The sequence below is a fragment of the Agromyces archimandritae genome, from assembly GCF_018024495.1.
In the GTDB taxonomy this organism is placed as follows: domain Bacteria; phylum Actinomycetota; class Actinomycetes; order Actinomycetales; family Microbacteriaceae; genus Agromyces; species Agromyces archimandritae.
The window spans coordinates 2,136,635-2,159,345 of record NZ_CP071696.1; the positions used below are offsets into that span (position 1 = coordinate 2,136,635).

General features: G+C 73.0%; 21 protein-coding genes. 16 read left to right on the forward strand and 5 right to left on the reverse strand.

The features are described 5' to 3' along the window. Window positions 1–2 precede the first annotated feature (2 nt). Genes ccsB through G127AT_RS09715 form a run of 3 tightly spaced genes read left to right on the forward strand, consistent with a single transcriptional unit; the run spans window position 3 to window position 3,234 of the window. Window positions 3–968, forward strand: coding sequence for a c-type cytochrome biogenesis protein CcsB (ccsB, locus tag G127AT_RS09705; RefSeq protein WP_210902026.1), 966 nt, complete (start codon window positions 3–5; stop codon window positions 966–968). A gap of 53 nt (window positions 969–1,021) precedes the next feature. Then, window positions 1,022–2,944, forward strand: coding sequence for a DUF2207 domain-containing protein (locus G127AT_RS09710; protein ID WP_210896389.1), 1,923 nt, complete (start codon window positions 1,022–1,024; stop codon window positions 2,942–2,944). Then, a complete protein-coding gene (locus G127AT_RS09715; RefSeq protein WP_210896391.1) occupies window positions 2,941–3,234 on the forward strand; it encodes a hypothetical protein in 294 nt (97 codons plus the stop codon). The genes G127AT_RS09710 and G127AT_RS09715 overlap by 4 nt, the downstream gene beginning before the upstream one ends. Window positions 3,235–3,508: 274 nt before the next feature. Here the strand turns inward: G127AT_RS09715 and G127AT_RS09720 are convergent, their stop codons facing one another. Next, complete coding sequence (locus G127AT_RS09720) at window positions 3,509–4,699, reverse strand: MFS transporter (RefSeq protein ID WP_210896392.1); 1,191 nt, start codon at window positions 4,697–4,699, stop codon at window positions 3,509–3,511. 28 nt (window positions 4,700–4,727) lie between these two features. Between G127AT_RS09720 and G127AT_RS09725 the strand changes: the two genes are divergently transcribed. Beyond that, on the forward strand, window positions 4,728–5,117 hold the full coding sequence (locus tag G127AT_RS09725; protein WP_244857515.1) for a MerR family transcriptional regulator: 390 nt from the start codon (window positions 4,728–4,730) through the stop codon (window positions 5,115–5,117). A 25-nt stretch (window positions 5,118–5,142) separates the two neighbouring features. Here the strand turns inward: G127AT_RS09725 and G127AT_RS09730 are convergent, their stop codons facing one another. Further along, window positions 5,143–6,141, reverse strand: coding sequence for an o-succinylbenzoate synthase (locus G127AT_RS09730; RefSeq protein ID WP_210896394.1), 999 nt, complete (start codon window positions 6,139–6,141; stop codon window positions 5,143–5,145). 105 nt (window positions 6,142–6,246) lie between these two features. Here G127AT_RS09730 and G127AT_RS09735 point away from each other — a divergent pair, with 105 nt between their 5' ends. Continuing rightward, window positions 6,247–7,479, forward strand: coding sequence for an MFS transporter (locus G127AT_RS09735; protein WP_210896397.1), 1,233 nt, complete (start codon window positions 6,247–6,249; stop codon window positions 7,477–7,479). Here G127AT_RS09735 and G127AT_RS09740 read toward each other — a convergent pair whose 3' ends face one another. Continuing rightward, window positions 7,480–8,412: an LLM class F420-dependent oxidoreductase gene (locus G127AT_RS09740; protein WP_210896399.1), complete on the reverse strand. Its 933-nt coding sequence runs from the start codon at window positions 8,410–8,412 to the stop codon at window positions 7,480–7,482. It abuts the gene before it with no gap. A 397-nt stretch (window positions 8,413–8,809) separates the two neighbouring features. On the opposite strand from G127AT_RS09740, the gene G127AT_RS09745 reads away from it, so the two are divergent. From G127AT_RS09745 to G127AT_RS09765, 5 genes are all read left to right on the forward strand, one after another. Next, complete coding sequence (locus G127AT_RS09745) at window positions 8,810–9,343, forward strand: tetratricopeptide repeat protein (protein ID WP_210896401.1); 534 nt, start codon at window positions 8,810–8,812, stop codon at window positions 9,341–9,343. A 342-nt stretch (window positions 9,344–9,685) separates the two neighbouring features. After that, window positions 9,686–10,627, forward strand: a complete 942-nt coding sequence (locus tag G127AT_RS09750) for a 1,4-dihydroxy-2-naphthoyl-CoA synthase (RefSeq protein WP_210896403.1) — start codon at window positions 9,686–9,688, stop codon at window positions 10,625–10,627. 139 nt (window positions 10,628–10,766) lie between these two features. Further along, a complete protein-coding gene (locus tag G127AT_RS09755; RefSeq protein WP_210896405.1) occupies window positions 10,767–12,020 on the forward strand; it encodes an AMP-binding protein in 1,254 nt (417 codons plus the stop codon). 413 nt (window positions 12,021–12,433) lie between these two features. Then, on the forward strand, window positions 12,434–13,153 hold the full coding sequence (locus tag G127AT_RS09760) for a tyrosine-protein phosphatase (RefSeq protein WP_210896407.1): 720 nt from the start codon (window positions 12,434–12,436) through the stop codon (window positions 13,151–13,153). Between the two features lie 193 nt (window positions 13,154–13,346). Then, window positions 13,347–14,312, forward strand: a complete 966-nt coding sequence (locus G127AT_RS09765; protein WP_210902030.1) for a 1,4-dihydroxy-2-naphthoate polyprenyltransferase — start codon at window positions 13,347–13,349, stop codon at window positions 14,310–14,312. Window positions 14,313–14,373: 61 nt separating this feature from the next. Here the strand turns inward: G127AT_RS09765 and G127AT_RS09770 are convergent, their stop codons facing one another. Next, entirely contained in the window at window positions 14,374–14,646 is a 273-nt protein-coding gene (locus G127AT_RS09770) for a DUF4229 domain-containing protein (protein WP_210896409.1), read from the reverse strand. A 73-nt stretch (window positions 14,647–14,719) separates the two neighbouring features. Here G127AT_RS09770 and G127AT_RS09775 point away from each other — a divergent pair, with 73 nt between their 5' ends. From G127AT_RS09775 to G127AT_RS09785, 3 genes are read left to right on the forward strand one after another with little or no spacing between them, the layout of a single operon-like run. Continuing rightward, the gene (locus tag G127AT_RS09775) at window positions 14,720–15,094 is read left to right on the forward strand and encodes a PLD nuclease N-terminal domain-containing protein (protein ID WP_210896411.1); all 375 of its coding nucleotides are present in this window, start codon (window positions 14,720–14,722) and stop codon (window positions 15,092–15,094) included. After that, window positions 15,087–16,892: a 2-succinyl-5-enolpyruvyl-6-hydroxy-3-cyclohexene-1-carboxylic-acid synthase gene (menD, locus tag G127AT_RS09780; protein WP_210896413.1), complete on the forward strand. Its 1,806-nt coding sequence runs from the start codon at window positions 15,087–15,089 to the stop codon at window positions 16,890–16,892. Before G127AT_RS09775 ends, menD begins: the two co-directional genes overlap by 8 nt. Window positions 16,893–16,948: 56 nt before the next feature. Continuing rightward, window positions 16,949–17,806: a polyphosphate kinase 2 family protein gene (locus tag G127AT_RS09785; RefSeq protein ID WP_210896415.1), complete on the forward strand. Its 858-nt coding sequence runs from the start codon at window positions 16,949–16,951 to the stop codon at window positions 17,804–17,806. A 69-nt stretch (window positions 17,807–17,875) separates the two neighbouring features. Here G127AT_RS09785 and G127AT_RS09790 read toward each other — a convergent pair whose 3' ends face one another. Next, window positions 17,876–19,198: an isochorismate synthase gene (locus G127AT_RS09790; protein WP_210896417.1), complete on the reverse strand. Its 1,323-nt coding sequence runs from the start codon at window positions 19,196–19,198 to the stop codon at window positions 17,876–17,878. A 51-nt stretch (window positions 19,199–19,249) separates the two neighbouring features. Between G127AT_RS09790 and G127AT_RS09795 the strand changes: the two genes are divergently transcribed. The 3 genes from G127AT_RS09795 to G127AT_RS09805 are packed head-to-tail and all read left to right on the forward strand — an operon-like array spanning window position 19,250 to window position 22,618. Continuing rightward, the gene (locus G127AT_RS09795) at window positions 19,250–20,011 is read left to right on the forward strand and encodes a demethylmenaquinone methyltransferase (RefSeq protein ID WP_210896419.1); all 762 of its coding nucleotides are present in this window, start codon (window positions 19,250–19,252) and stop codon (window positions 20,009–20,011) included. A gap of 41 nt (window positions 20,012–20,052) precedes the next feature. After that, window positions 20,053–21,174 (forward strand): polyprenyl synthetase family protein, encoded by a 1,122-nt coding sequence (locus G127AT_RS09800; protein ID WP_244857517.1) that lies wholly within the window; start codon window positions 20,053–20,055, stop codon window positions 21,172–21,174. A 1-nt stretch (window position 21,175) separates the two neighbouring features. Continuing rightward, window positions 21,176–22,618: an FAD-dependent oxidoreductase gene (locus G127AT_RS09805; RefSeq protein ID WP_210896421.1), complete on the forward strand. Its 1,443-nt coding sequence runs from the start codon at window positions 21,176–21,178 to the stop codon at window positions 22,616–22,618. Window positions 22,619–22,711 lie beyond the last annotated feature (93 nt).

A 22,711-nucleotide genomic window follows, 5' to 3' on the forward strand; every position in this document is an offset into this window, starting at 1 on the left:
CGATGGCCGTGTACGCCCTCGCGTTCGTCGCCTTCGCCATCGACCTCGCGAAACGCTCGGCTGCGGCGACGGCTGCGGCGGATGCCGCACGCACCGCAGACCGCGAGCTCGTCGCCGCGGGCGGGGCACGGGGGCGCGGCACGGCATCCACCGGCGGCACGGCATCCACCGCCGCCCCGGCCGCCAAGCCCGCCTACGGCCGCTCGGCGCCGCTGCGCGTCGGCGTCGCCCTCACCGTCATCGCCTGGCTCGTGCACCTGGCCGCCGACGTGCTCCGCGGCGTCGCCGCCGGCCGCGTGCCGTGGGCGAACATGTACGAGTTCGCCCTCACCGGCACCCTCATCGTCACGACCGTCTTCCTCGTCGTCATCGCCGTCTCCCGCAAGACCGACCTGCGCTTCCTCGGCACCTTCATCACCGGACTCGTGCTCGTGCTGCTCGGCATGGCCGCGGTCAACTTCTACGTCTCGGTCGTGCCGCTGCCGCCGGCGCTGCAGTCGATCTGGCTCGTCATCCACGTCTTCGTCGCGACCGCCTCGGTCGGCTTCTTCGCCCTCGGCTTCGCGCTCTCGCTCGTGCAGCTCCTGCAGTTCCGCCGCGAGCAGCTGCTGGCCGCCTCCAAGGCCGCCAAGCTCACGTTCCTGGCGACCCTGCCGTCGTCCGAGCAGCTCGAAACCCTCGCCTACCGGGTCAATATCGTCGGCTTCATCCTCTGGACCTTCACCCTCATGGCCGGCTCCATCTGGGCCGAATCGGCCTGGGGCCGCTATTGGGGCTGGGACACCAAGGAGGTGTGGACCTTCATCATCTGGGTGGTCTACGCCGGCTACATCCACGCCCGCGCCACGCGCGGCTGGCGCGGCAACCGCTCCGCCTGGCTGTCGATGATCGGCTTCGCGACGGTGCTGTTCAACTTCACCGTGGTGAACCTCTTCTTCAAGGGCCTGCACGCCTACTCGGGGCTCTGAGCCGACTCCCCGAGCGGATGCCGGGGCGCGCCCCGGCCCCGTAGGGTGGGGGCATGCGTTGGGGATGTCTGATCGGGGCCGCGGTTGCGGCATGCCTGCTCGCGGCCGGGCCGGCAGCGGCCGCCTCGCCCGCCTCGGCCGCCTCGCTCGGCTCGCCCGCCTCGCTCGGGGAGGGCGCCGCGTCCGGTGAGGCGCGCGCCGCGGCATCCGCTGCGGGAACCGTCGGGCGCGACCCGGCATCCACCGGGGGAGTCGAGGCGCTCGGCCCCGTCCGCGCCGACGTCGACGACTTCTCGTTCGCGTCGATGGATGCCGACTACACCCTCACCCGCGCCGACGACGGCACGAGCCGGCTGCGCGTCGTCGAGACCTTCGTCGCCGTCTTCCCCGACACCGACCAGAACCACGGGATGCGGCGGGCGATCCCCGACGAGTACAACGGGCAGCCGCTGTGGCCCGAGTTCGTCTCGGTCACCGACGAGCACGGCACCCCGCGGCCCGCGGAGGTCGAGCACGACGAGGGCGTCTTCCAGATCACGAGCCGCGACGACGCCTTCCTGCACGGCGCGCAGACCTTCGTCTTCACCTACGACGTCGAGAACGTCACCTGGGACTTCCCCGACACCGGGCTCGAGTTCTACTGGGACGTCAACGGCGTCGACTGGCCGCAGCATTTCGGCTCCGTCACCGCGACCGTGCATCTCGACGCCGGCCTGGCCGGGCAGCTGAGCGGTCGGCAGGCCTGCTACCAGGGGGTGCAGGACTCCACCGAGACGTGCGACATCGCGGTCGAATCCGCCGGGGACGGCGGGGCGACGATCACCGCCGGCACCGATGCGCTCGGCCCCCACGAGACCGTCTCGATCGCGATCGGCTTTTCCGACGGCGCCTTCCAGGTCTACGACACCTCGTATCTCGGCAGCGGATGGGGCTGGGCGCAGGGCGTCGCCGGCGCCGGCATGCTCGGCGTCGTCGGCTGGGCGGCCGTCGTGCGGCGCCGAAAGCTGCGCGACGAACCCGGGCGGCCGACGATCATCGCCGAGTATGAACCGCCCCGCGAGGTCGACGCCCTCGAGTCGGCGGTGCTGCTCGGCCGCACCGACAAAGCCATCCCGGCCGAGGTGCTCGAGCAGGCCATCGTCGGCTCGATCCGCATCGTCGAACTGCCGAAGAAGAGCCTCGGCAAGGCGAAGCTGCAGGCCGAGCTCGTCGACCGCTCCCTCGCCGACGGCGACGGCGAGCTGCTGCTCGCGGGACTCTTCCGCGAGGGCCCGCCCGGCGCCACATACACCTTCGGCAAACAGGACAGCCGTCTCTCCTCGGCGGCCCAGCGCATCCAGAAGGCGGCCGCGACCGAACTGGAGACGCGCGGCATCCGCCGCCGGGTGCCGGGCGGCGTTCGCGCCTGGCCGATCGTCGCCGCCGTCGTGCTCGGGATCGTCGTGGCCTTCTTCGGCATCATGGCCCTCGGCTCCTACGCCGGCGGCTTCGTGCCGATCGCCTTCATGATCGGCGCCGGCGTCGTGTTCTTCATCGTCGTCGCGATGCTCGCTCGCAAACCGCTCACCGCGAAGGGCGCCGAGGTCCGCGATCACCTGAAGGGCCTCGAGGAGTTCATCGACTGGGCCGAGGCCGACCGCATCCGCATGCTGCAGTCGCCCACGGGCGCCGAACGCCGCCCGGTCGACGTCGACGACCCCCGCCAACTGCTGAAGATCTACGAGCCGCTGCTGCCGTACGCCGTCGTCTTCGGGCAGGAGAAGGAGTGGTCGAAGCGCCTCATGCTGCTCTACACGGCCGCCGCGATCACCCCCGTCTGGTACTACGGCTCCGGCTCCTTCGATGCGGCCTCGTTCTCCTCGAGCATCTCATCGCTGTCGTCGGCGGCGAGCTCCTCCTCGTCGACGAGCGGCGGTTCCGCGGGCGGCGGCTCCGCCGGCGGGGGTGGCGGCGGAGGCGGCGGGGGCGGCGTATGAGAGCCGCCGACGCCGTCGAGGCCCGACTCGAGCTGGAACGCACCGGGCGTCTGCGCCGCCTTGCGAAGGTCATCGGGGCATTCGCGATCGAGGCCGTCGGCCTCGGCGGCTCCGACGCGCTACCCGGCTTCGACCTCGTCATCGTCCGCCGAGACTCCGGTGCTGAGATCCACCGCACGCGCGCCGGCGGCGAGGGCGAGGCGCAGCGCCTGCTCGCCTCCGTCGAGGCCGAGCTCGACGCCCTCCCGCTCGAGGACTTCCTCCGCGGCTGGCACCTCTTCGAGAACTGAGGGGGCGAGTGGATGCCGGTGCGCACTGCTCACCGCGCCGCCTCCCTCTCGTGCTCTTTGCGCAATGCAGGAGTGCGCACGTGTCGTGGGGGCTCTTGCCGCATGGTGGGGTGCGAAACGCCGGGTGCGTTCCTGCATTGCGCAGAAGGAGGGCGGGTCGAAGGAGCGGGTGGATGCCGGTGCGCGCCGCAACAGGGCGGATGCCGGTGCGCGCGCACCAGACCGGATGCCGGTGCGCCCCGCAACAGGGCGGATGCCGGTGCGCGCCGCCCCCTCAACGCACCGGCCGGAAGGCAGCGCGGACGGTGCCGGCGGTGAGTGCGGCGACGGCGATGAGCGCCAGCGCCGCCCACGGCAGCGCGCCGGCCCCGAGACCGTCGAGCACGGCGCCGCCGAGGAAGGCGCCGCCGGCGATCGATGCGTTCCAGACGGCGACCACCATCGACTGGGCGACGTCGGCCGCGTCACCGGCGATGCGCGCGGGGGCGGACTGCAGCAGGGTCGGCGCCGAGCCGTAGGCGGCTCCCCACACCACGAGCGCCGCGTAGACCGCGACCGGCCAGGCGCCGAGCAGGCCGAAGGCGAGCATCGCGGCTCCGAGGAGCGCGGCGGCACCGATCACGGCGCCCCGCGGCATCCGGTCGGCGAGGCGGCCTGCCGTGAGCACGCCCGCGACCGCCGAGATCCCGAACACGAGCAGTCCGAGGTCGAGCCGCGCGGCGACGCCCGAGGCGACCGTGAGCGGCGCGATGTACGTGTAGGCGACGTTGTGGGCGAGGACGAATGCGGCGATCGTCGCGAGCACGGCGGCGAGCCCCGGCATCCGCACCACCGCCGAAAGCGAGGGCCGGCGGGCGGATGCTTCGCCCGGCCGGGCGGGCAGCGCGATCGCGGCCCAGGCGGCGAGGGCGAGGCCGAGCGCGGCCATGATCGCGAAGGCCGCGCGCCACCCGAGGGCCGCGCCGATGGCGGTCGCGATGGGCGAGCCGAAGGCGAAGGCGAGCGGGGTGCCGATCATCGCGACCGAGAGCGCGCGGCCGGCGCGGTCAGGGGTGACGAGGCGCATCGCATAGCCGGGCGCGGTGGCCCAGATCAGGCCGGCGAGGGCGCCGCCGATCGTGCGGGCGACGAGGATGACGGTGTAGTCGTCGGCGACGGCGGTGACGAGGTTCGCGGCCGACAGTCCGATGACGGTCGTGAGCAGCAGCGGCCGCCGGGGGATGGATCGGGTGAGCGCGATGAGCGGGATCGCGGTGACGGCGGTCGCGACGGCGTAGACGGCGACGAGGGCGCCGATCTGCGACTCGCCGACGCCGAGTTCGGTGCTCATCGCCGGCAGCAGGCCCGCCGGGAGGATCTCGGTGACGACGGCAGTGAAGGCGACGGCGGCGAGGGCGAGCAGCCCGCCGAGGGGGAGGCGGCCGGTGGGTGCGGGCACGCGGGGTGCGGTGCGCTGAGCGGTCATGTGGACAGTGTGGAACCCTGACACTAATGTGAAGGTCAAGTCGTCGGGGGAGGACGAGATGCGCATCGGAGAGCTCGCCGCACGAACGGGAGTCTCGACGAGACTGCTGCGCTACTACGAAGAGCAGGGCCTGCTCGATGCGACGCGAACCGGCAACGGCTACCGCGACTACGACGAGGACGCCGTCGAACGCGTCGAACGCGTCCGCAGGCTCATCGACGCGGGCGTGCCGACCGCGGTCATCCACGACATGCTGCCTTGCCTGCTGAACGGCCTCGCGGCCACGCCCCGCATCGACGCCGACGTCGCCCGCACCCTCGAAGCGCATCGCGATCAGCTCGAGAGCCGCATCGCGTGTCTCTCGCGCAGCCGCGACGCCGTCGCCGACTACCTGCGGCGGGCCGAACCGCTCGGATGAGCCGGGCGTGCCTGCGGGGCGCCGATCATGCGGGTGCGGATGCCGCGAGCACCGCATGCACGCGGCCCAGCCGCTCCATCCACCAGTCGAAGCGCGCGGGGGGCGCCGCGTAGCGGTCGAGCAGCGTCGGCGCGGGCCGGCAGCGGCCCACGGGCAGGGCGCCGGCGACCGGCCGGAGCGGGGCATCCACCACGTCGCCGGTGAACAACGAAGCGGTGCCGAGCCCGCAGTCGTACGGCAGCTCCGGCATGGCCGCGGCCAGCCGGACCCCCATCGCGAGCCCGATGCTCGTGTCGAGGGCGCTTGAGACGACGACGGGCAGGCCCGTGCGCCGGGTCAGGTCCAGCACGCGGTGGATGCCGCCGAGCGGCTGCGCCTTGACGACGATCACATCGGCCGCACCGGCTTCGGCGACGGCGAGCGGGTCGTCGGCTTTGCGCACCGACTCGTCGGCGGCGACCGGCACGTCGAGGTAGGCGATGCGCTCCCGCAGTTCTGCGAGCTCCGGCACGCTCGCGCACGGCTGCTCGACGTACTCCAGGTCGAACGGTGCGAGGGCGTGCACGGCGCGCTCGGCGGCATCCACCCCCCACCCCGCATTCGCGTCGACCCGGACTCGGCCCTCCGGCCCGAGCGCTTCGCGGACGGCGGCGACGCGCGCCACATCCTGCGCGAGCGTCTGCCCGGGGTCGGCGACCTTCACCTTCGCCGTGCGGCAGCCCGGGAACCGTTCGAGCACGGCGGCGACCTCGTCGGCATCCACCGCGGGCACCGTCGCGTTCACCGGCACCGTGTCGCGCACAGGCTCCGGCGCCGCCCGCCACCCGTAATCGATCGCGCCGGCGAGCCACGCCGTCGCCTCCCGGTCGTCGTATTCGACGAAGGGCGAGAACTCGGTCCAGCCCTCCGGCCCCTCGAACAGCATCGCCTCGCGCACCGTGATGCCGCGGAACCGCGTCACCATCGGCAGCGCGACCACCCGCGCCGTCCGCGCGATCTCGCCGAGCTCGGGCACTGCATCCATGGCTTCAGTCTGGCAGGCGCGCGGCGCCCGCGGCCGGGTGCGTCGGCATCCGCCGCGAAAAACGCACGCAGGGCATGTCAGGATGCCTGGGTGACACCTACGGCAATGACGCGGACCGACGCACCGCTGCGGCGCAATCCCGGGTTTCGGCGACTCGTTGCGACGACGGTGTCGAACGAGTTCTCATCGGCGATCGGCGCGATCGTGCTTCCGCTGCTCGTGCTGGGCAGCACCGGCTCGGCGACACTTGCGGGAGCTGTGCTCTTCGTCACCCAGGCGGTCCTCATCGCATCGCAGGTGTTCGGCGGGGCCTTGGTCGACAGATACTCGGCCTCTCGGACCTTGCGCGCGTCGTCGGCGTTGCAGGCACTCGGATGGGCGGCGGTCCTTGCCGGCACACTGCTCGGCGGCGGTTGGCTGATCTTGCTCGGCGCAGCCCTGGCGGCGGCAGCCTCCGGGGTCGACGGCCCGAGCGAACACACCCTCATCAAGCATGTGGTGCCGCAGGCCGCCCTCGGGCGTGCGACGGCAGTCAGTCAGGGCCGTGAAGCCGCGGCGGGCCTCGCCGGCAAGCCCGTCGGCGGATTGCTCTTCGGCATCTCCGCCCAGCTTGCCCTCGGCGTTCAGGTCGTCCTGCATGTGGTCGCAGCGGTGTGCACGCCACGGGTGTCGGTGAACCGGGAGCGCACCGCACCGGAACCGTTCCTCGCTTCGTTGCGCGCCGGGTTCGGCATGGTCATCCGGCATCCAGGGCTTCGAGGCCTCGCCCTCGTGGCCGGCGTCGCGAATCTGCCGGTCATCATGATGCCGCTCACGCTGCTCGCGGACTACCAGGCCAACGGTGTTCCTGCCGGAATGATCGGCATCCTGTCGAGCGCCTTCGTGCTCGGGATGCTCGTCGGCGCGTTTCTCGCGGGGCCGCTTGCGTCGCGGATGCCGCTCGGCATCCTTGGCATCATCGGAATCGGGGCCTTCGCGATCGGCCAAGTCGTGGTCGTGTTCACCCACGCGAATTTCTGGGTGACGGTCGTCGTGCTCGCGGTTTCGGCGCTCCCTCTGCCTGCCTTCAACTCGGCCATCGGCGCGTATACGGCCGCCGTCACCCCGGCTGCAGCGATGGGGCGGGTCGTCGCGGCGAGCGGTGTGCCCGGGATGATCCTGATGCCGATCGGATCCCTGCTTGCAGGAGTGTTGTTCGACGCGCAGGGGGTGCTCGTACCGCTCATCGTATCGGCGTCCGCCGCCGTGGCCTCCGCGGTGCTCATGCTCGCGAGCCGGAGCATCCGGCGCATCCCGAAGGTGTCCGAGCTTCGAGAAGAGGTGCCCGCAGGAGCGTGATCAGCCCGCGGCCGGGTGCGCCCCGGCATCCACCGCGGAGTCTGCGGTCTGCGCCCCGGCATCCGCCGCCGCGTTGCGCTCGTCGCGCCAGGCGATGAGTTCGCGGATCGGCCCGAGATCCCAGTTCGGGGCCTCGAGGCCGACGGTGAAGAGGCGCGTGCCGACGGCATGGAGGGCCTCGGCGTGACCGGCGTAGTCGTCGAGATCCTCCGGGTAGCGGCCGGGCTTCGGGGAGACGCCCGCGCTGCGCTCGATGTCGGCGGGGTCGCGGCCGAGGCGCCGGCACCACTCGTCGAGCACGGCATGTTTGTGGGCGATCTGCTCCGCAGTGCCGAAGCCGTGCCAGATGTCGGCCTCGCGGGCGACGATCCGGAGCGTCACCTGCTCGCCGCCGCCGCCGATGAGCACCGGGATGTCGCGCGTCGGCGCCGGGTTCAGCTCCGCCCAGCGGCGGCGGATCACCGGCAGATCCGCATCCAGCTTGCGGAGCCGCCCGCCGGCCGTGCCGAAGTCGTACCCGTACTCCTCGAAGTCGCGCTCGAACCAGCCCGAGCCGATCCCGAGGATCAGCCGGCCCGCGCCGCCGCGCGCGCTGATGTGGTCGACCGTGCGGGCCATATCGGCCAGCAGCTGCGGGTTGCGGTACGCGGTGCACGTCACGAGCGTGCCGATCTCGACGCGCTCGGTCGCTTCGGCCCACGCGGCGAGCATCGACCACGCCTCGAAATGACGGCCGTCCGGGTCGCCCGAGAGGGGGAAGAAGTGGTCCCAGTTCAGCACCACGTCGGCGCCGGCCTCCTCGGCGGCCGCGACGGCGCGGCGGATCTCCGCATACTCGGCGTGCTGCGGCTTCACCTGCACCGCGATGCGGGCGCGGCGATCGGCGCGCGGACGGTGCGGGGCTTCGTCGGTCGGTGCGGCGTCGGGGGTCATGCGGCGAGCCTACGCGGGGTGGATGCCGCGGCGCGCCGCCGATTGAGTAGGCGGCGACGAAGTCGCCGCCGTATCGAAACCCCGCGAGACCGACTGGGGTCTCGATGCGGCGCCGGCGCGCCTCCTCGACCGGCGGGTGGTGGGCGCAGGATTCCCGGAGCTGTGGACGGTCGGTGCCGGGGGTGGATGCACCGGCGCGCCCGTTCCGCGTCGCTCGGAGTGCGGATCTCCCGCCGGAGTGCCGATCTCCCGCCGAAAGACCCGTAGGAGTGCCGATTTCCTGCTGGAGTGCCGGGAGGTCGGCACTCCAGCAGGAAATCGGCACTCCTGCATCCCGGGCCGACGGCATCCACCCCGGTTCCACGGGCGCCGGGGCATCCACCGCGAGAATGGACGCATGAGCGACGCGTCGAAGCCCTGGCCCGAGCCGCCTGCGGAGTGGCAGGCGCGAGTGGATGCCGTGTGGGCGGCCGATCCGCCCGCCGCCGAACTCCGCGAACGCATCGCGGCGCTCGCCGGCGAACTACTGGAGGGCCACCCCGTCGCGCTCTTCGAGCTCGGCGGCTCCTACGACTCCACCGGAGACCCCGAGACCGCCGTCCGCCACTACCGCGCCGCGATCGCCGGCGGCCTCGACCCGGATCGGCGCCGCCAGTGCGTCATCCAGCTCGCCAGCTCGCTCCGGAACCTCGGCGACGCCCCGCGCGCCGTCGAACTGCTCGCCGCCGAACTGCATCGCGCCGATGCGCCGTACGACGCGCAACTGCGCGCCTTCCTGGCGCTCGCGCTCGCCGACGAGGGGCGCGTGCGCGAAGCCGTCGGGGTCGCCGTCGGCGCGGTCGGCTCGCTCGCCGAGCGGTACCGCCGCTCCCTCACCTCCTACGGGGCAGAGCTCGCCCCCGGGTTCCCGGCGCCGCCGCCGGTCGAGTAGGCGCGCCGGCGCCGTATCGAGACCCCGTCGGTCTCACGCGGTTTCGATACGCCGGCGACTCCGTCGCCGGCTACTCAACCCGCGGGGCAGTCACCACCCGCCGGTCGAGTAGGCGCGTCAGCGCCGTATCGAGACCCCCGTCGCGCCCACGGGGTTTCGATACGCTCCTTCGTCGCTGCTCAACCCACGAGACGGGTGCGCCAGCGCCGCATCGAGACCCGCCGCGCCCCCGGGGTTTCGATACGCTCCTTCGTCGCTGCTCAACCCACGAGACGGGCGCCGGCGCCGTATCGAGACCCCCCGCCGCGCCCCGGCATCCACTCGCGGAATAGGCTTGAACGCATGGCGACCCAGGTTTCGGAACTGTTCGACGCGGACGAGTGGGAGGTCGCCCCGGCGGCCGCCGGCTTCACCGACCTCACCTATCACCTGAACCGCGACGGGCGCATCGCCCGCATCGCCTTCGACCGGCCGGAGGTGCGCAACGCGTTCCGCCCGCACACGGTCGACGAGCTCTACCGCGCCCTCGACGACGCCCGCCAGAACCCGCGCGTCGGCGTCGTGCTGCTCACCGGCAACGGTCCGAGCGCGAAGGACGGCGGCTGGGCGTTCTGCTCCGGCGGCGACCAGCGCATCCGCGGCCGCGACGGCTACAAGTACTCCGACGCCGAGACCGCGATCGTCGACGGATCCGGCGGCACCGCCGACGCCCCCGGCAGCCACGCCGCCGTCGGCCGCCTCCACATCCTCGAAGTGCAGCGCCTCATCCGCTTCATGCCGAAGGTCGTCATCGCCGTCGTTCCCGGCTGGGCGGCCGGCGGCGGCCACTCCCTGCACGTCGTCTGCGACCTCACGATCGCCAGCCGCGAGCACGGCCGTTTCAAGCAGACCGACGCCGATGTGGGCTCCTTCGATGCCGGGTATGGATCCGCGGGCTTCGCCCGCCAGGTCGGCCAGAAGTTCGCCCGCGAAGTGTTCTTCCTCGCCGAGGAGTATTCCGCCGACCGCGCCTACGAGATGGGCGCCGTGAACCGCGTCGTGCCCCACGCCGAGCTCGAACGCGAGGCGATCGCGATGGCGCGGACCATCCTCACGAAGTCTCCGACCGCGATCCGCATGCTGAAATTCGCATTCAACGCCGTCGACGACGGCCTCGTCGGCCAGCAGGTGTTCGCCGGCGAAGCCACCCGCCTCGCCTACGGAACCGACGAAGCCGTCGAGGGCCGCGACGCCTTCCTCGAGAAGCGCGACCCCGACTGGGCGCCGTACCCATGGCAGTACTGAGTCGTTTTGTCCGCCCGTCCCTGCCGGGCGGACCGCGGTCGGCTCGCGGGGCGCGCGGGTTCGGCGGCGAGCGAGTCGCCGCCGCGTGGAGCGTGGGACGTGGGGCGAGTGGATGCCCCGGCGCGCTCGGGGGTCCGCGATGAAACCGCTCGTGGCGGTCTCCGACGGGGACGTTCCGGCGCTGACGGCGGCGCTGCGGGCGGCGCTCGAGGGCGGGCCGGCGGTGTTCCCGCACCCGGAGGGGCGCGCCCCGGCATCCACTGCGGGCACCGTCGACGACGGTATCGCGCTCGTCGTCGAGACCAGCGGATCCACGAACCGCCCGAAGCGCGTCGCCCTCTCGGCCGAGGCGCTGCGCGCGAGCGGCGCCGCATCCGCCTCGGCCCTCGGCGGCCCCGGGCAGTGGTTGCTGGCGCTCCCGGCGCACTACATCGCCGGCGCGCAGGTGCTCATCCGATCCATCCTCGCCGGAACCGACCCCGTCGCCCTCGGCACCGAATCCTTCACCCCGGAACGGTTCGCGGACGCCGCCTCCCGGCTCGACGCGACCGGCCTCCGCTTCACCTCCCTCGTGCCCGTGCAGCTCGCCCGCCTCGTCGAAGCGGCCGCCCTCGACCCCGGCATCGCCCGGGCGGTCGCCGCGTTCAACGGCATCCTCGTCGGTGGGCAGGCGCTCGCGCCGTCGGTGCTGGGCGCGGCCGTCGCGCACGGCTGGCGGGTCGTGCGCACCTACGGATCCAGCGAGACCGCTGGCGGATGCGTCTACGACGGCGTGCCCCTCGAGGGCGTCCGCGCGCGCATCGCCCGCGGAGAGATCGAGCTCGGCGGCCCGAACCTGGCCGACGGGTACCTCGGCGACGCCGAGCGCACGGCCGCAGCGTTCCGAGTGGATGCCGGCACGCGCTGGTACCGCACCGGCGACCTCGGCACGATCGCCGACGGGGTCCTCACCGTCACCGGCCGCGCCGACGACGTCATCATCTCCGGCGGCGTCAAGGTCGTCCTCGGCGAGGTCGAGCAGGCCGTGCGCACCGTCCCCGGATTCGCCGACGCCGTCGTCGTCCCCGTCGCCGACGCTGAGTGGGGGGAGCGCCCGGGCGTCGCCGTCGCGGTGCCCGCCGCTCCGAGCGCGCCCGCCGTACCGAATGCCCCGCCCGCTGCGCCGCCCGCCGCTCCGAGCGCGGGCGCGCCCGCCGCACCGGATGCCCCGCCCGCCGCTCCCGGCGCGGACGCGGACACCGCCTCCCGCCTCGACGAGCTCGTCGCCGCCACCGACCGCGCCGGTCTCGGCCCGGCGGCGCGCCCCGTCCGCCTGCTCACCCTCCCGGAGCTGCCCCGCCTCGCCTCCGGCAAACCCGACCGCCGCGCCCTGGCCGCGCTCTTCACGGACTGACCGCTCACCGACGCGCCGATGCGGTGGATGCGCTCCCACACCTCGTCGAGCTGCTTGCGCACGGCCGCGGCGTGCTTCGTGCTCAGTCGGCCGATCCGTTCGGCTTGCGCGATCGCCGCCGCGGACTCGACATAGGCGAGCACCGACGCGACCGTCGTCTCGGCGGCGGCGACCAGTTGTCGCGCCGCCGGCGTTCCCGGCTCCTCGATGAGCAGGGGAACGAGTGCCGAGGTGTCGAGGGAGAGGATCATCCGCGCTGCTCGTCGAGCAGATCTGAAATCGTGACGTCCACGTGGATCGGCTCCGGCAGCGGCCCCGCCTGCTCGGGGCGCGAAACGAGCCCGGCGGCGAGGAGTCGTTCGAGCGGCGCCGCCTGCTCGTAGGGGGCGAGGCGTCGTTGGTACTCTCCACGGATGCGAATCCTGGATTGGGACGGGCTGCGGAACGTCCGGGACCTCGGCGAGCTGCCGACGCCGCTGTCGGCGAGCGGTGCGACCGTGCCGGGGCGGATCGCCCGGGGTCCGCGACGAGAGCTCCTCACCGCCGCCGGGTGGAAGAGCGCGAAGCGGTGGGGACTCAGGTCCGTCATCGACCTTCGGTGCGAATTCGAGATCGGCCGGCGACCGACGGACCCGGATGCGGTGCCGCCGGCGGAGGTGCGCATCGTCTCTGCGCCGACGGAGGACCAGGACCACCCGGAGTTCCGCGCGGTCTGCGTGCCGATCCTCGACTCGCCCGAGTACTGGCAGCACAACGTCCGGATCCTGCCGGAGCTCGTGCGAGCGGCGCTGATCGCGGTTGCGGAGGCCGGCCCCGGGGTCCTCGTGCACTGTTCGGCGGGTCGGGATCGCACCGGGATGATGAGCACGATCCTCCTGGCGAACGCCGGCGTCGCCGCCGACGACATCGTCGGGGACTACGAACTGTCCGTGCGCGCCATGGCCGGCACGGCAGCCCACGGCGGGTCGACGATCGACCGGCAAGCGAGCTGGACCGGCCCGGAAGTCGACGCCTGGCTCGGCGCGGTCACCCCCTTCGTGCGGGCCTTCGCGGCCGACCATGAGGCGGTGTTCGACACCCTCGGCGTCTCGCCCGCGACCAGAGTCGCGCTGCGCGACCTCCTCATCGCCTGACCGCCCGCCGGGTCGGGATCCACTCGCCGCTCGCAGGATCCGCTCAGGGCGCCGCCCGGCATCCACCGCACCCCCGGCATCCACCGCGCGCCCCGGCATCCACCGCACCCCCGGCATCCGCCGCGCCGCCCATAGGCGCCGCCGCGCGGCGCGGCCTACCATTGGAGGCGTGGCCCGACCGAAACCCCAGCGCATGAACCCGGCCGAACGCATCCGCGGCGGCGGCACCTCGGGCAACCCGGCCACGCGCGCGGCCGGCCGGCCGGCCGCGACCCGCACCGGCCCGACCGCTTCGGACTGGATCGCCGGCGCCCGCCTCCGCACGCTTCCGCTCGCGATCGCCCCGGTCGCGCTCGGCACCGGCGCCGGTGTGCTCGCGATCCCCGACGGCCCCTGGCATCCGGCCCGCGCCCTGCTCGCCCTCGTCGTCGCGCTCGCGCTGCAGATCGGCGTCAACTACTCGAACGACTACTCCGACGGCGTCCGCGGCACCGACGAGCACCGCGTCGGTCCGGCGCGCCTGACCGGTTCGGGCGTCGCGAAGCCGAAGCAGGTGCTCGCGGTCGCGCTCGCGTTCTTCGCGCTCGCGGCCCTCGCCGGGCTCGCGCTGACGGTCATCACGGGGCACTGGTGGTTCCTCGCGGTCGGCGCGGTCGCGATCGTCGCGGCGTGGTTCTACACGGGCGGCAAGCATCCGTACGGGTACTCCGGCCTCGGCGAGGTCTTCGTCTTCGTCTTCTTCGGCCTCGTCGCCACGGTCGGATCGGCCTATGTGCAGCAGCCGGTCGTCATGATCGAGTCGTGGCTCGGCGGCGTCGGCGCGGGCCTGTTGGCGTGCGCCGTGCTCATGTCGAACAATCTGCGCGATGTCGATCAGGACCGCGTCGCCGGCAAGCGCACGCTCGCGGTGCTCGTCGGTGCCGCGTGGGGACGGGCGTTGTACTGCGTGTTCATGCTCGCGCCGTTCGCGATCGTGGTCTTCTTCGGGCTGTTCTACCCGACGGCGTTCCTGGTGCTGTTCGTGCTGCTTGCGGCGCTGCCGGCGTGCGCGATCGTCGTGTTCGGCCGCACGCCGCGCGAACTGATCGTCGCGCTGCAGCTGACGAGCCTGACCGCGGTGCTCTACGGCGCGGGACTCGGCCTCGTCTTCGCCCTCTGACGCTTCCCCGAGTGGATGCCCCGGCGCCCTCCTCGGCGACCGCCGGTGGCGGCGCGCCCGCTCAGCGGTCGCCGGCGGCGTCGATGGCGGCGTCTTCGGCGGCGTCGTCGTCGCGCACCGGCTCGGCCGTCGGGTGGCGGAGGTCGTAGAGGTCCCGGCTCATGGATTCCCGCGCGCGGCGCAGGAAGAGGAAGGAGGCGCTGAAGCCGAACACGGCCGCGATGATCGTCGAGACCCACACGTTCACGCCGAACGCGAGCAGCACGCCGAGGGGCACCGCGAACAGCAGCACGCGCAGCACGGAGTACCAGACCCAGACCGGAACGGATTTCACCCTGCCAGTGTAGGCAGCGTGCCTGTACGCTCTCTCCCAGCCTCCGCGCGGCGGTGCGCCGTAGACTGATGCCATGGCTCGGCTGCTGTTCGTCCTCGGCATCGTCGCCGCAGTGTTCTGGGTGTATTCCATCGCGGACTGCGCGACCTTCGACCGCCGACGTGTGCGGGGTCTTTCGAAGGGGTGGTGGATCGCCGTCGTCCTGCTGCTGCCGGTGATCGGCGGGGTGCTGTGGTTCTTCATCGGCCGCGGCCGTCGCAGCGCACCGACGGTGCGGCCGGCCCGCTCGGTCGCCCCCGACGACGACCTCGACTTCCTGCGCCGTCTCGAGACGGACGCCGCAGCCGATGAGCGCATCCGCAAGCTCGAGCAGGAGCTCGCCGATCTCGACGACGAGACCCGCCGCAAGCGCGGCGACTCGCCGGAGCCTCCTCGCGCGAATGGCTGAGGCGAGCCCGGCCGGCGACGCCTGCCTCGCCCTCCTGACGGAGTTCGTGCGCCTCGGCATCCGCGACATCGTGATCGCGCCCGGTTCGCGCTCCCAGGCCCTGGCCCTCGTGGCGGCCGAGCTCGAACGGCACGGCGTCGTGCGCCTGCATGTGCGCATCGACGAGCGCAGCGCCGCGTTCCTCGCGCTGGGTCTCGCGCTCGAGTCGGGGCGCCCGGCGATCGTTGTGACGACCTCGGGCACGGCGGTCGCGAACCTGCACCCGGCGGTGCTCGAGGCCCACCACAGCGGTGTGCCGCTCATCGCGCTCACGGCCGACCGGCCGGAGGAGTTGCGCGGCATCCGCTCGAACCAGACGACGGTGCAGCCGGGCGTGTTCGCAGGCGCGGTGCGGCTGGAGCGCGACGTGCCGGCCCCCGAGGGCGACCCGGGCGAGGGTGAGCGGATGCGGGAGCTCGCCCGCATCGCGGTGCTCGCCGCGTCCGGGTGCGATGACGACGGCGCCCGGGTGCCGCACCCCGGCCCGGGCCCGGTGCATCTGAATCTGCAGTTGCGCGAGCCGCTCTCGGCGGCGGTGCGGATCGAGCAGGTGCCGGCGGCCGAACCGTTCACTCCGCTTCCGGAGCCGGCGGGCGGCACGGTCGTGCCGGCCGGTACGCCGACGATCGTCGTCGCGGGGGCGGGCGCCGGCCCCGGCGCCGAGGAGTTCGCCCGCGCCGGCGGCTGGCCGCTGATCGCGGAGGTCGTCTCGGGGGCGCACTTCGGCCCGAACCTCGTCGTCGCCTATCGCGAACTGCTCGCGGATCCGGACTTCGGCGGGGCGGTCGGACGGGTCGTGGTGTTCGGCATCCCGACGCTGTCGCGCGAGGTGCCGGCCCTCATCGGCCGCCCCGAGGTGGAGGCGATCGTCGTCGCCCCGAGCGGCATCGAGTGGTACAACCCGGCGCATCGGGTCGCGCGTTTCGAGCGCCGCGTCGTGGCCGGGCCGGCCGACGGCACGCCCGAGGCGCGCGCGTGGCTCGGCCGCTGGGTGATGACGAGCCGGCGGATGCTCGAGCTCGCCGAGGCCGAGGGCGACGCCGCCGAAACCGCCGACATCGAAACCGCCGACGCCGAGGGCGCCGACACCGAGGCCGCCGCACCCGAGGACGCGGAGCTCGCGGCATCCACCGCCCCCGCGGCATCCACTGCCCCCGAAACCCCCGCCGCCTTCGACGACTACGCCGCCCGCCGCGACTACATGCGCCGGAACCTCGCCGAGCTCCGCCGCCCGATCACCCGCGCCGGCCTCGCCCGCGCCGTGTGGGCGGCGAGCTGGCCGCACGACCGTCTCGTGCTCGGCGCTTCGCGGCTCGTGCGCGAACTCGACCGCGTCGCCGTCGGCAAGCGCATCGAGGTGCGCGCCAACCGCGGCCTCTCCGGCATCGACGGCACGGTCTCGACCGCGCTCGGCGTCGCGATCGCGAGCGGCGCCGTCACGCGCGCCCTCATCGGCGACCTCACCCTGCTGCACGACGTCGGCGGGCTGCTGCTCGGCGAGGGCGAGGCGGTGCCGCGGCTGCAGCTCGTCGTCGGCAACGATCACGGCGGCACGATCTTCGACTCCCTCGAGGTGGCCGCGTCGGCGGATCCTGCGGCGTTCCGGCGCGTGCAGTCGACGCCGCAGGCGGTGGATCTCGCGGCCCTCGCCTCCGCATACGGCTGGGCGTATGCGCGTGCGACGACGCGCGGCGAACTCGACGGTCTGCTCACCGCGCCGGCCCCGGGCGTGAGCATCGTCGAAGTGCCCCTCGACTGATCCGGCCCGGCACGGCAGGATGGCCATGGTCGAGGGGGATGGCGGAAGGGGACGCGATGGGGCGCGAGGCATTCTGGGGAGAGGATCCGACGCCGTTGCTGCGGGTCGGGCCGGGGTTCCGGCTGGTGGATGCCGCCAGCGATGCGACCCCGGGCTTCGACGGCGGCAAACGCGCCGGGCAGGCCGCGCTCGCCGAGGGCGCCGGCATCCTCGCCGACCAGCAGGAACTGCTCTTCGCCAACAGCCGCATGGGCGGCGACGAACGCCGCATCCTGCTCGTGCTGCAGGCGATGGACACCGCCGGCAAGGGCGGCATCGTGCGCCACGTCATGGGCGCCGTCGACCCGCAGGGCGTGCAGCTGGCCGCCTTCAAGAAGCCGACGCGGGCGGAACTCGCCCACGACTTCTTGTGGCGCATCCACGCGCGCGCGCCCGAGGCCGGCATGATCGGCGTCTTCGACCGTTCGCACTACGAGGACGTGCTGATCGGTCGGGTGCGGCACCTCGCCCCGCCCGAGGAGATCGAGCGGCGCTACGGCGCCATCGTCGACTTCGAGAACGAGCTGGTGGATGCCGGGACCACCGTCGTCAAGGTCATGCTGCACGTGTCGAAGGCCGAGCAGAAGGCGCGGCTCCGCGAACGCCTCGACCGGCCGGACAAGCACTGGAAGTATCAGCCGGGCGACGTCGACGAGCGGATGCTGTGGGACGACTACCGCGACGCCTACCAGACGGTGTTCGAGCGCACGTCGACCGAGCGGGCGCCGTGGTTCGCGGTGCCCGCCGACCGCAAGTGGTACGCGCGGCTGGCCGTGCAGCATCTGCTCATCGAGGCGCTGGAGGCGATGGACCTCGACTGGCCGAAGGCGGACTTCGACGTCGCGGCCGAGCGGGCCAGGCTCGAGGCGAGCTGACACCGGGGTGGATGCCGCGGCGCGCTGCGGTGCGGCCCGGCATCCGCTCGGCGAGGCGCCTCAGCCGCTTCAGCCGCCGAACGCGTCCACGATCGGGCGGAACTTCAGGACGGTCTCGGCGAGCTCGTCGGCCGGAACCGAGTCGTGCACGATGCCGCAGCCGGCGAACGCCGTCACCCGGCCGTCGTCGCCGACCTGCGCGCTGCGGAGGGCGATCGCCCATTCCCCGTCGCCGCCGCCGTCGATCCAGCCGACCGGCCCCGCATAGCGGCCGCGGTCGAAGCCTTCGAGTTCGGCGATCGCGGCGACCGCCTTCTTCCGCGGGGTGCCGGCGACGGCCGCCGTCGGGTGCACCGCGCGGACGAGGTCGAGGGCGTCGGATCCGTCGCCGAGCGTGCCCTTCAGATCGGTCGCGAGGTGCCACAGGTTCGGCAGCTGCAGGGTGAACGGTTCCGGGCTCGCGTCGAGCCGGGCGGTGTGCGGCTCCAGGCGCTTGACCGCCGAGGCGACGGCGAGCGCGTGCTCGGAGCGGCTCTTGGCGGATGCCGCGAGCTCGGCTGCGCTCACCCGGTCGGCCTCCTCGTCGCCGCCGCGGGGGGCGGTTCCGGCGAGCACGCGCGCCGATACGGTGCCGTGGTCGACGCGGACGAGCGTCTCCGGGCTCGCACCGATGAGGCCGTCGACGGCGAACACCCACGTGTCGGGGTAGTCGTCGGCGAGGCTGCCGAGTACGGCGCGCAGCCCGTCCTCCTCGTGCAGTTCCCCCTGCTGGGTGCGGGCGAGCACGACCTTCTCGAGCTCGCCGGCATCGATGCGCCGCACCGCTTCGGCGACGGCGGCCTCGTAGGCGGCGGGTGGCAGCGCAGCCGGCTCGAAGGCGATGCGCGGGGCCCGTCGGCGCGGGGCCGGCTCCGGGATGCCGGGGGCGTCGGTGTCGGTGTACGTGTCCGGCGAGTGGATGCCGCCGGGCGCCCCGGCCGGCTCGGGCGCCGCACCGGCATCCGCACCCGACCCCCGCCCGCCAGGCACGAGTTCGATGCGCGTCAGCCACGAGCGGCCGTCGCGTTTGCCGAGCACGAGCTCCGGCACCACGAGCACGCTCGTCGACGCGGAATCGTCGGCGAAGGCGAACGCGCCGAAGGCGATGAGACCGGTACCGGGCAGCCCCACCCGGTCGTCGACGTCGGCGAGCTCGGCGAGCTCGGCCCATGCGGCGCCGGCGTCGTCGATGCGGCCCGGCCCCGTCGATTCGATGCGGAGCGTCTCCCCGAGGCCGATCATGCCCTCGCCGCGGCGCAGCCACACGAGCGGCGTGCGAGGGTCGGCCCGGCGGAGCAGCGGATCGGCCTCGTCGATGGGCTCGGTGCGCACCCGGAGTCGTACAGCGGTCACCGCTCAAGGGTACGCCGCACCCCTGTCGGCGGGGCCGCCTACACTCGGAGGGTGACCCGCGCAGACCTCGAGAAGCAGCCCGAGCAGGTGTCGGCCATGTTCGACCAGGTCGCGGCCCGCTACGACTTCACCAACAACGTCCTCTCGGTCGGCAACGCCCCGCTCTGGCGTGTGGCGACGACCCGCGCCGTCGCGCCGAAGATGGGGGAACGGATCCTCGACGTCGCCGCAGGCACCGGCACCTCGAGCGCGAGCCTGGCATCCACCGGCGCCCACGTCGTCGCCGCCGACTTCTCGCCCGGCATGATCGAGGTCGGCCGGGCCCGGCAGGCCCACCGCGCGCACATCGAGTTCGTGCAGGCGGATGCCATGGCCCTCCCCTTCGACGACGACACGTTCGATGCCGTCACGATCTCCTTCGGGCTGCGGAACGTCGCCGACCCCGCCAGGGCGCTCGCCGAGTTCTTCCGCGTCACCAAGCCCGGCGGCCGCCTCGTCGTCTGCGAGTTCTCGAAGCCGCCGCACCCGCTCATCCGCACCGGGTACGGCCTCTGGCAGCGCTACGCGATGCCCGTGCTCACGCGGCTCGTCAGCTCGAACGACCAGGCCTACGACTACCTGAACGAGTCGATCGACGCGTGGCCCGACCAGGCCGCGCTCGCCCGCATGATCCAGGGCGCCGGCTACCGACGGGTCGCCTGGCGCAACCTCACCGGCGGTATCGTCGCGCTGCACCGGGGGTGGAAGCCCGCGAAGGCCGAGGAACCCGCAGCCGGCGGCGAGCCCGCGGCATCCACCGCCGACGGTTCGTAGCCCGGGCCGTGGCGCATGCGCCGCCGGGTAGGCTGGATGCTGTGAATCCCAGCCCTCCGGTCGCGCGTCGCGCCTCCTCGCTGGTCGCCAATCTCGGCCTCAGCGAACGGATCTTCGCCTCTGCGGCCGACAAGGCGATGGCCAGGGCGATCGACGCAGGCCTCGACCGGGTCGAGGCGGGCCTGGCCGAACAGGTGCGCTTCGCCGACCCGATCGCCGACGCATCCACCCGATACCTGCTCGAGGCCGGCGGCAAGCGCGTGCGGCCCATGCTCACCCTGCTCGCCGCCCAGCTCGGCGACGGCGTCACCGACGAGGTCGTCACCGCCGCCGAGGCGATCGAGATCACCCACCTCGCGAGCCTCTACCACGACGACGTCATGGACGAGGCCGAGCGGCGCCGCGGCGTGCCCAGCGCGCAGACCGTCTGGGGCAACTCCGTCGCGATCCTCACCGGCGACCTGCTCTTCGCACGCGCGAGCCAGCTCATGGCCGACCTCGGCGAGCGGGCCATCCGCATGCAGGCCGACACCTTCGAACGCCTCGTGCTCGGGCAGCTGCACGAAACCGTCGGCGCCCAGCCCGGCGACGACGCCATCGCCCACTACCTGCAGGTGCTCGCCGACAAGACCGGGTCGCTGATCGCCGCCGCCGCGCATTCCGGCGTCGTGTTCTCCAATGCCGACCCCGCCTACCGGCAGCCCATGGTCGACTTCGGCGAACGCGTCGGCGTCGCCTTCCAGCTCGTCGACGACGTCATCGACCTCTCGCCGAAACCCGCCGAGACCGGCAAGGTGCCCGGCACCGACCTGCGCGCCGGCGTCGTCACCCTGCCGCTGCTGCGCCTCCGCGAGCACGCCCGCTCCGACGCAGCATCCGCGAACCTGCTCGCCCGCATCGAACGCGGCATCCTCGCCTTCGCCGATCCCGTCACCGGCGAATCGGTCGACACGAACACCGCCGCAGCCCTCGCCGTGCCAGAGCCCGCCGCCGTCGATGCGCTCGTCGAAGAGCTCCGCGAGCACCCGGCCACCGCCGAGACCACGGCCGAAGCCCGCCGCTGGGCTCGCGACGCCGTCGCCGCCCTGGCCCCGCTTCCCGCCGGCGGCGTGAAGAAGGCGCTCACCCGATTCGCCGAGACCATCGTGGAAAGAACCAACTGACGTGACCGAACGCAACAAGCTCCGCCTCGCCATCGTCGGCGCCGGCCCCGCCGGCATCTACGCAGCCGACATCCTCCTGAAGGCCGAGCGCAACTTCGACGTGTCGATCGACCTCTTCGACCGTCTGCCCGCCCCCTACGGGCTCGTCCGCTACGGCGTCGCCCCCGACCACCCGCGCATCAAGGGCATCATCAACGCCCTCCGCGAGGTGCTCGACCGCGGCGACATCCGCATCTTCGGCAACGTCGAGTTCGGCAGCGACCTCACCGTCGACGACCTCAAGCGCCACTATCACGCCGTCATCTTCGCGACCGGCGCCGTGCGCGACGCCGAGCTCGGCATCCCCGGCATCGAACTGGGCGGCTCCTACGGCGCCGGCGACTTCGTCAGCTGGTACGACGGCCACCCCGACTACCCGCGCGAGTGGCCCCTCGACGCGAAGCAGGTCGCCGTCATTGGCAACGGCAACGTCGCCCTCGACGTGTCGCGCATCCTCGCCAAGCACGCCGAAGACCTCCTGCCGACCGAGATCCCCGACAACGTCTACGAGGGCCTGCAGGACTCGGCCGTCACCGACGTGCACGTCTTCGGCCGCCGCGGCCCCACCTCGGTCAAGTTCACCCCGCTCGAGCTCCGCGAACTCGGCGAACTGCGCGATGTCGACATGATCGTCTACGACGAGGACTTCGACTACGACGAGCAGGCGAAGGCCGCCGTCGCCGGCAACAAGCAGGTCTTCGTCATCGACAAGGTGCTGAACCAGTGGCGTCGGCGCGAGACCGGCCAGGCCTCCCGCCGCCTGCACCTGCACTTCTTCGCGAAGCCGATCGAGATCGTCGGCGACGACGTCGGGCAGGTCTCGGCCATCCGCTACGAGCGCACCGAGCCCGACGGCGAGGGCGGCGTCGTCGGCACCGGCGAGATCCGCGAACTGCCCGTGCAGGCCGTCTACCGCGCCGTCGGCTACTTCGGCTCGCCCCTTCCCGGCATCCCGTTCGACAAGCGCTACGGCATCATCCCGAACCACGAGGGACAGGTGCAGCTGCGCGACAAGGAGACCGGCGAGACCCGCCAGGCCTACGGCGTCTACGCCACCGGCTGGATCAAGCGCGGCCCCGTCGGCCTCATCGGACACACGAAGTCCGACGCGATGGAGACCGTCGCCCACCTCATCAACGACCTCGGCAACTGGTGGACCCCCGAGTCGCCCTCCGAGGAGTCGATCGTGGAACTCCTCGAGTCCCGCGGCATCCTCTGGACCGACCTCGAAGGCTGGCACCGCCTCGACGAGCACGAGATCGCCGCCGGGCAGCCCTTCGGCCGCGCCCGCATCAAGGTCGTCCCGCGCGACGACATGGTGCACATCTCGCGCGACGAGCTGCCCGACGAGGTCCGTGGTGCGGACGCCGGAGCGCAGGCCGATTCGGAGCGCGCGGGGGAGTAACGGGGGCGCCTTCGTCCGCGGTCGGCTGCGGGTTATCCACAGGTGGATGCCGGGTCGCGCCGCAGCCTTCGCGCGACGCACTAGGCTCGCCGA

What these genes read in the sequence shown, in the direction of transcription:
- ccsB (WP_210902026.1), top strand. Translation starts at nt 3, where the DNA reads ATGGCCGTGTACGCCCTCGCGTTCGTCGCCTTCGCCATCGACCTCGCG.
- G127AT_RS09710 (WP_210896389.1), top strand. Translation starts at nt 1,022, where the DNA reads ATGCGTTGGGGATGTCTGATCGGGGCCGCGGTTGCGGCATGCCTGCTC.
- G127AT_RS09715 (WP_210896391.1), top strand. Translation starts at nt 2,941, where the DNA reads ATGAGAGCCGCCGACGCCGTCGAGGCCCGACTCGAGCTGGAACGCACC.
- G127AT_RS09720 (WP_210896392.1), bottom strand. Translation starts at nt 4,699, where the DNA reads ATGACCGCTCAGCGCACCGCACCCCGCGTGCCCGCACCCACCGGCCGC.
- G127AT_RS09730 (WP_210896394.1), bottom strand. Translation starts at nt 6,141, where the DNA reads ATGGATGCAGTGCCCGAGCTCGGCGAGATCGCGCGGACGGCGCGGGTG.
- G127AT_RS09735 (WP_210896397.1), top strand. Translation starts at nt 6,247, where the DNA reads ATGACGCGGACCGACGCACCGCTGCGGCGCAATCCCGGGTTTCGGCGA.
- G127AT_RS09740 (WP_210896399.1), bottom strand. Translation starts at nt 8,412, where the DNA reads ATGACCCCCGACGCCGCACCGACCGACGAAGCCCCGCACCGTCCGCGC.
- G127AT_RS09745 (WP_210896401.1), top strand. Translation starts at nt 8,810, where the DNA reads ATGAGCGACGCGTCGAAGCCCTGGCCCGAGCCGCCTGCGGAGTGGCAG.
- G127AT_RS09750 (WP_210896403.1), top strand. Translation starts at nt 9,686, where the DNA reads ATGGCGACCCAGGTTTCGGAACTGTTCGACGCGGACGAGTGGGAGGTC.
- G127AT_RS09755 (WP_210896405.1), top strand. Translation starts at nt 10,767, where the DNA reads ATGAAACCGCTCGTGGCGGTCTCCGACGGGGACGTTCCGGCGCTGACG.
- G127AT_RS09760 (WP_210896407.1), top strand. Translation starts at nt 12,434, where the DNA reads ATGCGAATCCTGGATTGGGACGGGCTGCGGAACGTCCGGGACCTCGGC.
- G127AT_RS09765 (WP_210902030.1), top strand. Translation starts at nt 13,347, where the DNA reads ATGAACCCGGCCGAACGCATCCGCGGCGGCGGCACCTCGGGCAACCCG.
- G127AT_RS09775 (WP_210896411.1), top strand. Translation starts at nt 14,720, where the DNA reads ATGGCTCGGCTGCTGTTCGTCCTCGGCATCGTCGCCGCAGTGTTCTGG.
- menD (WP_210896413.1), top strand. Translation starts at nt 15,087, where the DNA reads ATGGCTGAGGCGAGCCCGGCCGGCGACGCCTGCCTCGCCCTCCTGACG.
- G127AT_RS09785 (WP_210896415.1), top strand. Translation starts at nt 16,949, where the DNA reads ATGGGGCGCGAGGCATTCTGGGGAGAGGATCCGACGCCGTTGCTGCGG.